Consider the following 14515-nt stretch of genomic DNA (forward strand, 5'->3'; position numbering starts at 1 on the left):
ATGTTGTTATCCATCGCGAAATTCGAGCTGCGCTACCAGCTGCGCCAGCCGGTGTTCTATGTCACCAGCCTGGTATTTTTCCTGCTCACCTTCGGCGCCACCACCGTCGACAATATCCAGATCGGCGGCGCCAACGGCGGCACCCTGATCAACTCTCCGTACGCGATCATGCAGACGCTGCTGGTGATGAGCGTATTCAGCATTTTCATTACCACCGCCTTTGCCGCCAACCCGGTGTTGCGCGATCGCGATATGAAAATGGACGGCATCGTCTTCAGCACGCCGATGAGCAAGTGGGACTACCTGCTCGGGCGCTTCAGCGGCTCATTTGCCGTTGCCTTCCTGGCCTTCTCGACCAGTGCCCTGGGGATGCTGCTAGGATCCTGGATGCCGTGGCTGGATCCGGAGCGGCTCGGACCGACCGATCTCTCCGTCTACCTGCAGACCCTGTTTGCGATGGTGCTGCCGACGATGCTGTTCTGTGCGGCGCTGTTTTTCAGCCTCGCGGCCATCACCCGCAGCATCATGGCCACCTACCTGGGTCTGGTCGGCTTCCTGGTGCTGTATTTCACCAGCCAGAGCTTTATGAGCGAACCGGCTTACCGCGACATCGCCGCTCTGGCGGATCCCTTCGGCCTGGCGGCCTTCGAAACGGTCACCCGCTACTGGACCGCCTTCGATCGCAACACTTTGATGGTGCCGCTCGAGGGAGATTACCTGCTGAACCGGCTGCTGTGGCTCGGTGTCAGCCTGCTGCTGCTGTGGTTCGGCTTCCGCCGCTTTTCCTTCGCCGACCGCAAACCCTGGTGGTCGCGCCGCAAGGTAGCGCCGGCCGGGGAAGAACCACCGGAGCCCGCCAGGCGCGGTGCCCTGCCGCGGGTTGCGCCCAGCTTCGGCGCCGTCGCGACCTGGCAGCAGTTCCGCGCGCGCTGCGGCTTTGAGGTCAAAGCCGTGGTCAAGAGCCTGGCGTTCTGGGTGATTCTGGCGCTGGGCGTGTTCAATGTGCTCGGTGGCGCAGTCAACCTGGAATCCTTCTTCGGCACTTCGGTATACCCGGTCACGCGCTCCATGGTCAACATGATCCAGGGGGCCTTCGGCCTGATCATGATGATCATCCTGATCTACTATTCCGCCGAACTGGTGTGGCGCGAGCGCCAGGCCGGCTGCCACGAGATCATGGATGCGGTGCCCACACCCAGCTGGGTTTTCGTGGCGAGCAAATTTGTCGCCATGCTGGTGGTGCTCGCCGGCGTATTGGTCGCCAGCATGCTCACCACCATCTCGGTGCAGCTCGCCAAGGGCTATCTGGACCTGGAGCCGGGGCTCTACTTCTACGGCCTGTGGTACCAGTTCGCGATGCCGTTCTACCTGATGGCAGTGCTGTCGATCTTCGTGCAGGTGATCACCCGCAACAAGTTCCTCGGCATGCTGGTCATGGTGGGCTACCTCATCAGCACGATGGTGATGGACGGCCTCGGCTTTGAGCACAACCTCTACCAGTTCGCCGGCCGCACCGCGGCCCCCTATTCGGACATGAATGGCTACGGCCACTTCGAGGCCGGGCGGGCCTGGTTCGCCTTTTACTGGGCCTGCTTCAGCCTGGTGTTGGCGGTACTCAGCTATGGCCTGTGGCAGCGGGGCACGCTGGAACCCCTGGCGCGGCGCCTGCGCGCCCTGCGCTTCCAGCTCGGCTGGCCCAGCCGCGCCCTCAGCGCCGCGGCACTGCTGCTGTTTATCGCCAGCGGCAGCTTTATCTTCTACAACACCAATATTCTCAACGAGTATGAAACCAGCAAGGATCGGGAACAGCTGGCCGCGGATTACGAGAAAAAGTACAAAACCTACGCCGACATGCCGCTGCCGCGCATTACCGATGTGAAGGCAGACGTGGACATATTCCCGGATGAGCGCCGCTACGATGTGCGCGGCAGCTATCGCCTGGTCAACAAGTCCGGGAAATCCATCAGTGAAGTTCTGGTCGGCCTGGACCGCGGCCTCACCGTCAACCGGCTGGCGCTGAGCGGTGGTGCGCTGCGCGAAACCGACGCGCGCTTCGGCTATCGCTTTTTCGACCTGGAGCAGCCGCTGGCGCCGGGCCAGAGCCTCACTCTGGACTTCGACCTGAGCCGCATCAACCACGGCTTCGTAAACTCCGGCTCGTCCACCACGCTGGTGGGCAACGGGACCTTCTTCAACAACATGGAGTCATTCCCGTTCATCGGCTACAACAGCGGCATGGAGCTGACCGACCGCCACCTGCGCAAGAAGTACGACCTGCCGCCGCCGCAGCGGATGCCCAAGCTCGAGGACAGCAGTCACTACCACGAGTCCTATCTGCGCAGTGACTCCGACTGGGTGAATTTCGAAACCACGGTCAGCACCAAGGCCGGGCAGATCGCGCTGGCACCGGGCTACCTGCAGAAAGACTGGGAAGAGGGCGGCCGCCACTACTTCCACTACAAGATGGATGCGCCCATCCACAACTTCTTTTCCTATCTGTCGGCGGACTATACGGTGGCCAGGGACCACTGGAAGGACGTCTCGATCGAGGTCTACCACCACAAACCCCACGCCTATAACGTGGAGCGCATGATCGACAGCGTGAAGAAGTCCCTGGATTACTTCAGCGAGGCGTTCAGCCCGTATCAGTACCGGCAGCTGCGAATCGTCGAGTTCCCCGGCTATGAGACCTTCGCCCAGTCGTTCCCCAATACGGTGCCTTATTCCGAGGCGATCGGCTTTATCGCCGACCTGCGCGACCCGGACAAGATCGATTACGTCTTCTACGTCACCGCGCACGAGGTCGCACACCAGTGGTGGGCGCATCAGTTAGTCGGCGCCAACGTACAGGGCGCGACGGTGCTGTCGGAAACCCTGGCCCAATACTCCGCCCTGATGGTGATGGAGCGGGAATACGGCCCGGAGAAGATCCGCAAATTCCTCAAGTACGAACTGGACCGCTACCTGAGCGCCCGCGGTAGCGAAGTGCTGCAGGAATTGCCACTGGCGCGCAACGAGGACCAGGCCTACATCCACTACCGCAAGGGCTCGGTGGCCATGTACGCGTTGAAGGACGCCCTCGGTGAGGATGTCGTCAACGCGGCGCTGGCGGAACTATTGAAGGAAAAGGGCTTCTCCAGTGATCCATACCCGACAAGCCTCGACCTGGTCGCCCAGCTGCGCGCCCGCGCCAGCGCCGCACAACAGGAGCTGATCACCGATATGCTGGAGCGGGTTGTGCTGTTTGACCTCAAGGTCGGCAAGGCCACAGCGGAGCAGCTGGACAACGGCCACTATCGGGTGGCGCTGGAAGTGGACGCGCACAAGTTCGAAGCGGACGGCGAGGGGCAGGAACACGAAATTCCCCTCGATAACCGTTTTGATATTGCCATTTTCAGCGAAGATCCCGACAAAAACCCGGATCCGGAGAATGTCCTCTATTTCGCCAAGCACGAAATCACCCAGGACAAGACCCTGCTGGAATTCGAGGTAGAGAAGAAACCGGCGGTGGTGGGTGTGGATCCCTATATCAAGATGATCGACAAGAACCCCGACGACAACCTGCTGGCGGTGGAGACACTCTAGGAGGTTACTGAATAAAGTCATCCGCGACTTTATTCAGTCCGGGTTTGCGGCGCATGTCCGGAAACCCCCACAACAAATCAAGCACTTACGCTCTCGACTTGCGACCCGGCCCTCCATGGCCGGGTTAGCAGGCATACGCCACCCCACGGGCGCGGTGCGCCTCCGGGGGCCGGCCAAGTGTAAAGAGCAGCGGCTCAGACTGGCTAATTACTGGTCAACCTGTGCTAGAATGCGCCACCCGCAAATCGCACCCAATAAATCTAACAATTCGTGAGCAGTTGATGTCCGCACTTGATGAAGAACCACAACCCTCTGGCACCCTGACGCTGCAGACGCAGACGATGCCCCGCGACACCAATCCCCAGGGAGACGTGTTTGCCGGCTGGTTGATGTCGCAGATGGATGTGGCCGGTGCCATTCTGGCCCAGGGCATTGCCCGCGGGCGCGTCACCACCGTCGCCGTCGGCAGCATGGTTTTCCTGCGCCCGGTACCCGTGGGTTCCACCGTCAGCTGTTACGCCGAGGCCACCGAAGTGGGGCGCTCTTCCATCCGCACCATGGTGGAAGTCTGGCTGACCCGGGTGGACTCCGGCGAGCAGGTAAAAGTCACCGAGGGCGAGTTCGTGTTCGTGGCCATCGATGACCGCGGCAATACGCGGCCACTGCCTTAGTCTCACCGACATTGGCGATTGAGCGCGCAGCGGGGCAACCCGCTGACTCGCTGCGCACCGGCCGATCTATACCGCTCCGGCCAGCCGCAGATGCATTTGATGCTATCGCATCTGCTCGGGCTTATTTATTCGAAAAAATTTGACCGCCACCATGTTATCCGACGCATGCCGGACCGGGTGCACTGCCTAGTGCCCGCTCTTTTCTGTTATTAATGCCAGCCGTGGCCCAACTGGGCATCGGCGGCTTTGACTCCGGAAAGTATCGCGATACGATCACACCGCCTACACAATCAAAATCAGACACGGATATGTCTTTTTCTAGCCTTACGGATAATCAGGGCAATCGCTATTTGCTCTCATTGGGCCACAGACTCCAGCCCATAGATGCCATCGAATTCCAGCAAGCTGTACAGGCCCTGGAGCGGATCGATGCCGAACAGCTTTTCACTGCCGAACGCGAAATATTCCACTTTCAAAATACTGATCTCTACCAGCAGCTCGAAAGGCGCCTGGGCAAAAACTGGCGGTCGGCACGCGAGACGGAATTGAACCTGCATTCCCCGGTAGGAACCTTTCCGGGCAGATGGGCGATCATCCTCGATGCCATCTACCATGGCGACCTGAGATTCACTAAGGTTGCCGCCCACAAGGAAGAGCAGCCACCTAGCCCCGAAGAGGACAATCGCGGAATACTGCGGGTTAAGATCCGCCAGGCACTGTCCGCCATTGTAGTCCAGGAGAAGGCAGAAACCGCACGCCACTCGACACTGCTCAGCGGTGAAACACCGACCACCCGCGCCTTGATCTACGGAGGTGCTTTCCTCACCGGCCTGTGGAACGCCGGAACAGACTTCGCCCAATGGCTCAAGGAAGTCAACGACGTTACCAACCCCCTGCAACGCAGTTTGCGTGGCATACATTCAAGCTTCCGGGCTCTGCAGCGCAACAGCGAAACCGGAGAAGACCTGCTCGCAGCGCTAGAAGATGAAGTGCTGGCAGCGGAAAAGCGCGAACTGGTGCAAGTACTGGGCTTCGACCCCACTGCAATTACCCGGGAACAATTCCACCGGGCCACGGAAATGGCCGACTTTATCTGGGATGACCCGGCCCTGCAGGTCGACATCAGGCAATTCGTTAAGGATTACGTCAAAGCCCAGCACCCCATAGAGATTACGGAGTTTTCCGGCGCAGCGGCCTTTGAAGTTCTGTTCACCATCCTACTGACGGCAGTCACCGCGGGTACCGGCCTCGCAGCGAGCGCCGCCGGCCAGGCCCGGCACTTTGCCAAGTTTCGCAAGGTGGGCGATTTGTTGATGGAGTTTGCTGAGCAGACAAAGAAAATTCAGCGGCGATTGCGGCGCAATGGGACCAAAGTAAATAGCACAGCAAAACCATCCTTCGACGGCCTTCCTGTAGAAGATATTGAAGGTAGTGTAAAAACCAAATATAGCCCAACCAGAAAGGGGGTTATTACCGAAATAAAAAATCGCAAAGAGCCCTCCTCAAATTCATTACAAACAAACCCTGAAAATATTCGGGCAGCCTCAAAACATTGGGATAATGAGAAGGCCTCAAAATTTAAAGACGCTGATGATTTTTATGAGTCCGTTGGATATAAGGACTACGATAGTCATCTTAGGGGTATTGATTTTGACCAGGATGTAGAAGTCATTGAGATAAAAAAAGGCGATAAACTATATCAATATTCTTATCTCGATAGAAAGACAGGGGAACCCAAAGTTGGCAGCTATTTCTATAGCAATAGATCAGTTGACGTTTCTAAGTTAGGTTTTGATGTTGACGGAAGGGAAATGATAGAGTTAGAAGTATTGGAGGATGCTAAAATATTGCAATCCAGAGCAGCAAACATCGAAGACTGGAATGATTCTGGGAAAATATTCCCCGGCGGAGAATCGCAGCTGTTCAATCCAAACCTAAATCTAAGCTCACCAAAAATAGTAGAATAACCATGACCACAACGAAAGATGTGATTTCAAATTTTGAAGGCCTTGACCTATCGGAGTTCAAGGCCGATAAAATCGGAAAAAATTCTTTGAGATATCATGTCGATAATAATACTTTTTCTAACATTCTTTGCATAAGGGTGAACTCTGGAGAAAATCAATTTAATTTGAACCTGAAAAAACAATTGCCAATTGATGATATTATTAGAGAGTTGGGCAATTATTCTAACTATTACAGCTTTAGAGATGATATTACAGAGATTAAATTTGAACATAAAATAAATGGCAGAGTGATAGCTATATTGATCGACGGGAAGATCAGCGCGATAAACGGAGGGAATATTACAGTTCTAAATCCAAAAGGCGAAGAAAAGACGCACGCGCCATATCTAGTTGATTGCCTGACAATTTATTGACTTTTTCCACCTCCTGTCACAGAACAATTAAATAAACTTTGAGAGACCATTGAAATCAATAAGATGGTGCTCAGAATCGAGTGTCATTTTTAATAGAAGTAAAAAATAACAAACAATTCTAAACACTACCTTGTGTTTTTGCTTCCGGCAGTTATTAATCAGCCACAGCGTCACCATCCCCCAGCTCGCGCGCCTGGTAATAGGCCTCCTCGCTGATGCGGTGATACGGAACCACCTGCGACTCGAATTCCTTGTACGCCTTGTAGACCCGCGCAAACTGCGGATCTTCTGCGGCGGTCTCTTCCATGATCTGGTTATTGATCTTTTTCAGGTAGACGATCACATCATCGGGCAGGCGACGCAATTGCACGCCGTGTTTGTCCACCAGCTCCTGCAGGGCGCGGTTGTTGCGCGCGGTGTACTCGTCGAGCATATCCTGGTTGGCGTCGCGGGCGGCGGTGCGCACGATTGCCTGCAAATCCGGCGGCAGCTTTTCGAACGCGGTCTTGTTGACGATAAATTCGAGGATTGAGCCCGGCTCATGCCAGCCGGGATAGTAGTAATACTTGGCGATCTGGTAGAAGCCGAAGGCGAGGTCATTGTAGGGACCGACCCACTCGGTCGCATCGATCACGCCGGTCTGCAGCGCGGTGTACAGCTCTCCGCCGGGAATGGTCACCGCGGTGCCGCCGGCGCGGTTCAGCACTTCGCCGCCGAGACCGGGGATGCGCATCTTCAGTCCCTTGAGGTCGTTGACGGAGTTGATTTCCTTGTTGAACCAGCCCGCCATCTGCACACCGGTGGACCCTCCGGCCATCGGAATCAGGTCGAAGGGCTCGTAGAGTTCGCGCCACAGCTCCATGCCGCCGCCGTAGTGCAGCCAGCCGTTCATTTCCTGGGCGTTGAGGCCGAAGGGTACGGCGGTGAAGAACTGGGCCGCGGGGATCTTGCCTTTCCAGTAATAGGCCGCACCGTGGCCCATCTGCGCTGCGCCATCGGACACGGCCCCGAACACGCCCATGGCCGGCACCAGCTCACCGGCACCGTAGACTTTGATCTTCAGACGCCCGTCGGACATGGCCGCCACTTTTTTCGCGAAGCGCTCCGGCGCACTGCCGAGCCCGGGAAAGTTTTTCGGCCAGGTGGTGACGAGTTTCCACTCGAACGTTTCCTGATCGCTGCCCTTGGCGAAGTGCTGCGTCGGCCCTTTGGATGATGTGGAAACGACCAGGGCACCGAAGGTGATCACCAGCAGGGCGAGCAGGCCGAGAATGACCGGCGGATACCAGTTTATTTTTTTCATCGCGTTTTTTTATTTTTGTTGCTGTCTTGTTGATTAGTCAGTCCGGAGCAGGACGAAACTATGGTTCAGAGGGGCTGCAGCTTGGCCATCGCCACCACCAGCCACTTGCTGCCGGCGTCATCGAAATTGACCTGAACCCGCGCCCGTGGGCCGCTGCCCTCAAACTGTACCACGGTGCCCTCACCGAATTTCGGATGATCCACGCGGCCACCCAGCGCCAGCGGCGGCAGATCGTCGAAATCCGGTGCCGGATCGGAAAACTGCCCCAGGCTACCGACTTTACCGTAGTCAGGCTGGAATAGCGGCCGCGAGATCTCGGTCTTGAGCCGCACCTCGTGCACCAGGTTGGGCGGAATCTCACTGATAAACCGCGACGGGCTGTTATAGGTTTCCGTGCCGAACAGGCGGCGGTTTTCCGCATAGGTGATATACAGCTTCTGCATCGCGCGGGTGATGCCCACGTAACAGAGGCGGCGCTCCTCCTCCATGCGGCCCGGCTCCTGCGCGGACATCTTGTGCGGGAACAGGTTTTCCTCCACACCGGCCATAAACACCAGCGGGAATTCCAGGCCTTTGGCAGAGTGCAGTGTCATCAGCTGCACCGCGTCCTCGAATTCATCCGCCTGGCCCTCGCCGGCGTCCAGCGCGGCGCTGTCGAGGAACTGGTCCAGCAGCGGTGGCTCCTCCACTTCCTCATCGCCCTCGACAACCGGCACCGGCACGCCGTCGAAGGCGCGGCAGGCACTGACCAGTTCCTGCAGGTTCTCCACGCGGGTCTGGCCTTTCTCGCCTTTCTCCTTGCCGTGGAAGTCCAGCAGGCCGCTGGTTTCGATCACGTCCTCGGCGATGGCATCCAACAGCTTGTCTTCGGCATTGGCGGCGAGCTGGTTGACCAGATCGAGGAACGACTGCAACGCATTGCCGGCGCGGGCCGCCAGCACCCGCTGCTGCAACATCAGCTGCGACGCCCGCCACAGGGAGCAGCCCTGCTCGCGGGCGTAAGAGCGCACCATCTCGACGGTGCGCGCGCCGATTCCGCGGGTGGGCGTATTGACGACCCGCTCGTAGGCTGTGTCATCGTCACGGTTGCTGATCAGGCGCATGTAGGAGAGCGCGTTCTTGATCTCGAGTCTTTCATAGAAGCGCTGGCCGCCGTAGATGCGGTAGGGCACTTGTTCGCGCAGCAGGCCTTCTTCGAGAACCCGCGACTGGGCGTTGGAGCGGTAGAGGATCGCGATGCTGTCGCGGCGGTTGCCGTCGCGCACCCAGTCCTGGATCCGCTCGACAATAAAGCGCGCTTCATCCTGTTCGTTGTAGGCGGCGTAGAGGGCAATCGGCTCGCCTTCCTCACCCTCGGTCCACAGCTCCTTGCCCAGGCGCCCGGCATTATGTTCGATCACTGCGTTGGCAGCTTTGAGGATGGTGCTGGTGGAGCGGTAGTTCTGCTCCAGGCGCACAGTCTGCACGTCGTGCATATCGCGCTCAAAGTGCTGGATATTCTCGATCCTGGCGCCGCGCCAGCCGTAGATGGACTGGTCGTCGTCGCCAACGGCGGTGATATTGCACTGGTCGCCGGCGAGCAGGCGCAGCCAGGCGTACTGGATCGTGTTGGTGTCCTGGAATTCGTCCACGAGGATGAACGGGAAGCGGCGGCGGTAGTGCGCCAGCACCGCGTCGTTGTTCAGCAACAGCTCGTGGGCACGCAGCAGCAGCTCGCCGAAATCGACCAAGCCGCCGCGCTGGCAGGCCTCCTCGTAGGCGAAGTAGATGCGCACCATCGTCTGCAGCCAGGGATCGGCGCCGGCATTGATGTACTGCGGGCGCAGGCCCTCGTCTTTTTGTGCCCCGATCCACCACTGGGTCTCCCTCGGTGGCCATTTCTTGTCATCCAACTGCAGATCGTTCTGCACCCGCTTGATCAGGCGCAGCTGGTCATCGCTGTCGAGGATCTGGAAGTTCTGCGGCAGCTTCGCTTCCTGCCAGTGGGCTTTCAACAACCGGTGGGCGAGGCCGTGAAAGGTGCCCACCCACATGCCGAAGGTATTCACCCCCAGCAGCTCCTCGATACGCGCGCGCATCTCCTTGGCGGCCTTGTTGGTGAAGGTCACGGCGAGGATGGAGTAGGGCGAGGCACCCTCCACCTGCATCAACCAGGCGATGCGGTGCACCAGTACGCGAGTTTTGCCGGAACCGGCACCGGCCAGCACCAGCTGATTGCACGGCGGCGCAGCCACCGCCTCGCGCTGGGCGTCGTTGAGGGGGTCTAGAATTTGAGATACGTCCATGGCGGCGATTGTACCAGAGCTAGCGTCCACCACCTGTGTAAATAAACAGGTTTTTGCACCACTCCGGCACATGTTGCCTCCATCCCAGACGCGAAGGTCGTGCTGCTGGGGACCGTCTGGGAAACGATTGCCGATGAGGCTGTTGCGCGGACGGTCCCCGGCGGCACGACCGCCCGGGGCTCGCCAGCAGCGCGGCAAAGTCGCTCGCCAGCGGGGTTAGCAACCGCTAAACTGCGGTTCCGGAAATGAGAAGGAAGTCCCGTGAAGCCGGCGGAAGTCACGCAGAAAATCAGTGAGCAGCTGTCCTCCATGCGCAAATCCGAGCGCAAGGTGGCCGAATACATCCTCGCCAACCCGAATGAAATCATTCATATGCGCATTGTCGACCTGGCCACCGAGGCACAGGTCAGCGAACCGACGGTGGTACGTTTCTGCCGCGCCGTGGGCTGCTCCGGTTTCCAGGAATTCAAGCTGAACCTCGCGCAGCAGCTGGCCTCCAGCCCCAGCTTCGGCCAGATTGCCGTGACCGAGACGGATACCATTGCCGAATACAAGCGCAAGGTGTTCGACTCCACCGTCGATACGCTGCTGAACGTGCGCGACAAGATCGACGCCCGTGCACTGGAAGCGGCGGTAACGGCGATAGCCAACGCCAAACGGGTGGAGTTCTTCGGTTTCGGTGCCTCCGGTGCCGTGGCCGCCGACGCCCAGCACAAGTTCTTCCGCCTGCAGCTGGCCACTGCCGCCCACTCCGACCACCACATGCAGAACATGTCCGCCATGAGCATGGAGCCCGGCGATATCGTCGTGGCGATCTCCCAGAGTGGCCGCACCAAGGCCCTGCTGCGTTCGATGGAAATGGCCAAACAGCAGGGCGCCACCGTGATTGCCCTCGGCCCCAGTGGTTCGCCGGTGACGCAGCAGGCCACTATCCCGCTGGAAGTGGACGTGGAAGAGGACATCGAAATCTACACGCCGCTGTCGTCGCGCATCGCCCACCTGGTGGTGATCGACGTACTCGCCATCGGCGTCTCCCAGCGCAAGGGGCCGCAACTGCAGGAACACCTGCTGAAGCTCAAGCAGGGCCTCTACACGCTCAAGGAAGACAAGCACTGAAGCGCTCTTCCCGCTACATTTTCTACTGATGCCGCTGGCATCCCCCCAGGCGCGCCATTACCATGGCGCGCCTCTGGCGGTTGATCCCTGACGGTCAGCCGGCCATCTCTCTCGATATTCCGTTCCGCTGTACCTGAGCCGATTTATGAGCCCCAGTTCCCTCGCTGTCGACAAGACCCCACCGCGCTGGCTCGCCCTGTGGCTCGCCGCACTGGTGGCGCTAACGCCGTTTTCGATCGACAGCTATCTGCCGGCGATTCCAGCGATGGCCGCGGCGCTGGATACCGAAGTGGCGCGGGTGCAGCACTCGGTGTCCAGTTTCCTGCTCGGTTTCGCCATCGGCCAGCTGCTCGGCGGGCCGCTATCGGATCGCTGGGGCCGGCGCACCGTCGGCACCATCGGCCTGTCGATCTATATCGGCAGCTCGCTGCTGATCCTGTTTGCCAGCCATGTGGATCACCTGATTGCGCTGCGCCTGTGCCAGGCCATCGGCGGCGGTTTCGCCACGGTGATCTGTGCGGCGATTGTGCGTGACCTGTACAGCGGGCGCGAAGCGGCGCGGATCATTTCCCTGATCAGCACCATGATGCTGGTGGCGCCGCTGATCGCGCCGGTCATCGGCTCGGCGCTGCTGACTACGGCCGGCTGGCAGAGCATTTTCATTTTCCTGCTGTCGTACGCCACCGCGATGCTGGTGCTGGTGCGGATGCTGCTGCCGGAGACAGTGTCGCGCTTTTCCCGCGCGCGTCGCCAGCGCGGGCCCAAGCGGGATCTGCTGCGCAGCTACAAACAGGTGCTGGGCCAGCGACGGGCGCTGGGATTCCTGCTCGCGCAGGCCTGTATCAGCGGTTCGATGTTTATCTATATCACCACCGCACCGTTCGTTTTTATGCAGTATTTCGGCGTACCGGCGAGCCGTTTTCCGCTGTTTTTTGGCGCCTGTGTGCTCGGCCTGATCTGTATGGTGCAGCTCAATATCCGCCTGCTGAAGCGCTTTGAGCCGCGGCGTATCCTGCTGGCGGGCATATCACTGCAACTGGTGGGCTGCAGCCTGTTGCTGCTGGGCACACTGCCCGAAGGGAAAACCCTGTGGCTGTGGATGACACCGCTGGTAATGGTGATGGCCAGCATCGGCATTACCGGCCCCAATGCCGCGGCCTGCTACCTGGAATTCTTCCCGCGCATCAGTGGCAGTGCCAATGCGCTCTATGGCGCCACGCTGTTCATCGCCGGCGGCGTGCTCGGTGGGCTGGTGAATACGCTGCACACCGACACCCTGACGCCGATCGCCGCCGCCATGCTCTGCTGCGCACTGGTGGCACTGCTGTCGGCGCTGTTCATTGCCCGCGCACGGGATCCTATCGAGGTCGAGATGCCGGCGGCAAAGCGCTACGTGCCGCGCTAGCCCTTCAGCAGACCCTCTTCGCGCAGGGCTTTCTGCACGCCCGGTCGCGCTTCCATCCGTTTCTGGAAGGCGCCGAGCCTTGGCCACGCGTCGGCGTCGATCCCGTGGTTGCCGAGCCAGCTGGCGAGGGTATAGAGGTAGGCGTCGGCAACACTGAAATCGTCGCCGAGCAGGTAGTCATGCAGCAGATGTTTCTCGATGAAGTCGAAGCGCTTGGCGATGATCTGCTTTGCCCGGGCTTTCTCGTCATCCGGGCCGCTGCCGAACAGCGGCCCGAACGCCTTGTGTACCTCGGACGAAAGGTAATTCAGCCACTCCAGCAGCCGGTAGTGGTCGAGACTGCCGTACTCAGGCGCCAGATTCGCATCCGGTTTCTGTTCGGCGAGGAACTGCACAATGGCCGGCCCCTCGGTCAGTATCTCGCCCCCCTCCAGCTGCAGCGCCGGCACACACCCTTTGGGGTTGATCTCGGCGTAATCGGCGCCGCTTTCCAGCTTGTGCTCGCGCAGATTCACCTTGGCCAGCTCCAGTTCGATACCTGCCTCGCAGGCGACGATATGCGGTGATAGGGAGCAGGCGCCGGGGGCGTAAAAAAGTTTCATCGGGAGCCTCGCGCAGTGACAAACGGACTCCCTGCAGTATAGGTGCGGCCCGGTCGCGGAAGTGCCGCGCCGGAACCGAAAGCCCCATACCTGCTGCCAGGGCTGCTCGAGAACCGGGTAGGACGCGTCAACCGCGGTTATGCGGTGCCGAGTAGTCCAGTTCCGGCCCTTTCGGCACGATACCGGTGGGATTGATGGTGTCGTGGCTGGCGTAGTAGTGGGTCTTGATATGGTAGAAATCCACCGTGGCGGCGATACCGGGCCACTGGTACAACTCGCGGGTGAATCCCCACAGGTTCGGGTAGTCCGCCAGGCGTTGTTTGTTGCATTTGAAGTGACCGTGATAAACGGCATCGAAGCGGATCAACGTCGTAAACAGGCGCCAGTCCGCCTCGGTGATGCGGTCGCCGGTCAGGTAGCGGTTGCGACCGAGGCGTTGCTCCAGCTGATCGAGAGTGCTGAACAGTCGGTCATAGGCGTGCTCGTAAGCCTCTTCTGTCGTCGCAAACCCTGCACGATAGACGCCATTATTCACATTTTCGTAGACGATGTCGTTGGTAGCATCGATATCACCGCGCAGGTCAGCCGGGTAGTAGTCGTCGTCGTTTCCTGTCAGGCCATTGAAGGCGCTGTTGAACATGCGGATGATTTCCGACGATTCGTTGCTTACCACGCACTGGCGCTGCTTGTCCCACAGCAGTGGCACGGTGACGCGGCCGCTGTAGTTGGCGCGGTTTTTCGTGTACAGCTGGTAGAGGAAATCGCTGTTGTAGAGATGATCGCCGCTCGAGCCCGCGTCGGTGTCGAAAGTCCATCCGTGCTCGCGCATGTAAGGACTCACTACGGACACATCGATGTAATCGTCGAGCCCTTTCAGTTTGCGGAAAATCAGCGTGCGGTGCGCCCAGGGGCAGGCCAGCGACACATACAGGTGATAGCGGTCTTTCTCCGCAGCAAAGCCGCCCTCGCCGCTGGGTCCGGCGCTGCCGTCGGCAGTGATCCAGTTGCGCAGTTGCGCGGCCTCGCGCACAAACTCACCTTCGCTCTTGTCAGTGTCATACCAGCGGTCCTGCCACTGGCCGTTGACCAGTAAACCCATGGGGCCTCCTCGTTGATTCGGGGAATATTGGATATATCGGGAGTATTGAGTGGGCGCGGCCGCCGTGGT

10 protein-coding genes are annotated in these 14515 nt (G+C 59.3%); 6 read left to right on the plus strand and 4 right to left on the minus strand.

Features of this window, described 5'->3' with window-relative positions; genetic code table 11:
* From IG168_RS07010 to IG168_RS07025, 4 genes are all read left to right on the plus strand, one after another.
* On the plus strand, positions 1–3585 hold the full coding sequence (locus IG168_RS07010) for an ABC transporter permease/M1 family aminopeptidase (RefSeq protein ID WP_193163273.1): 3585 nt from the start codon (positions 1–3) through the stop codon (positions 3583–3585).
* A gap of 281 nt (positions 3586–3866) precedes the next feature.
* Entirely contained in the window at positions 3867–4256 is a 390-nt protein-coding gene (locus tag IG168_RS07015; RefSeq protein ID WP_193163275.1) for an acyl-CoA thioesterase, read from the plus strand.
* A gap of 221 nt (positions 4257–4477) precedes the next feature.
* Positions 4478–6223: a hypothetical protein gene (locus IG168_RS07020; protein WP_193163277.1), complete on the plus strand. Its 1746-nt coding sequence runs from the start codon at positions 4478–4480 to the stop codon at positions 6221–6223.
* 2 nt (positions 6224–6225) lie between these two features.
* The gene (locus IG168_RS07025; RefSeq protein ID WP_193163280.1) at positions 6226–6636 is read left to right on the plus strand and encodes a hypothetical protein; all 411 of its coding nucleotides are present in this window, start codon (positions 6226–6228) and stop codon (positions 6634–6636) included.
* Between the two features lie 154 nt (positions 6637–6790).
* On the opposite strand, the gene IG168_RS07030 is transcribed toward IG168_RS07025, so the two are convergent.
* Positions 6791–7939, minus strand: a complete 1149-nt coding sequence (locus tag IG168_RS07030; protein WP_193163282.1) for a TRAP transporter substrate-binding protein — start codon at positions 7937–7939, stop codon at positions 6791–6793.
* A 65-nt stretch (positions 7940–8004) separates the two neighbouring features.
* The gene (gene uvrD / locus IG168_RS07035) at positions 8005–10224 is read right to left on the minus strand and encodes a DNA helicase II (protein ID WP_193163284.1); all 2220 of its coding nucleotides are present in this window, start codon (positions 10222–10224) and stop codon (positions 8005–8007) included.
* A gap of 261 nt (positions 10225–10485) precedes the next feature.
* Here uvrD and hexR point away from each other — a divergent pair, with 261 nt between their 5' ends.
* Positions 10486–11340, plus strand: a complete 855-nt coding sequence (gene hexR, locus IG168_RS07040; protein WP_193163286.1) for a transcriptional regulator HexR — start codon at positions 10486–10488, stop codon at positions 11338–11340.
* Positions 11341–11485: 145 nt separating this feature from the next.
* Entirely contained in the window at positions 11486–12745 is a 1260-nt protein-coding gene (locus IG168_RS07045; protein WP_193163288.1) for a multidrug effflux MFS transporter, read from the plus strand.
* Here IG168_RS07045 and gstA read toward each other — a convergent pair.
* Both gstA and IG168_RS07055 read right to left on the minus strand, forming a co-directional pair.
* The gene (gene gstA, locus IG168_RS07050) at positions 12742–13347 is read right to left on the minus strand and encodes a glutathione transferase GstA (RefSeq protein ID WP_193163290.1); all 606 of its coding nucleotides are present in this window, start codon (positions 13345–13347) and stop codon (positions 12742–12744) included. The genes IG168_RS07045 and gstA overlap by 4 nt on opposite strands.
* Before the next feature lie 127 nt (positions 13348–13474).
* Positions 13475–14446, minus strand: a complete 972-nt coding sequence (locus tag IG168_RS07055; RefSeq protein ID WP_193163292.1) for a glutathione S-transferase family protein — start codon at positions 14444–14446, stop codon at positions 13475–13477.
* Positions 14447–14515: the final 69 nt, after the last annotated feature.

The organism is Microbulbifer hainanensis (genome assembly GCF_014904735.1).
GTDB classification, from domain to species: domain Bacteria; phylum Pseudomonadota; class Gammaproteobacteria; order Pseudomonadales; family Cellvibrionaceae; genus Microbulbifer; species Microbulbifer hainanensis.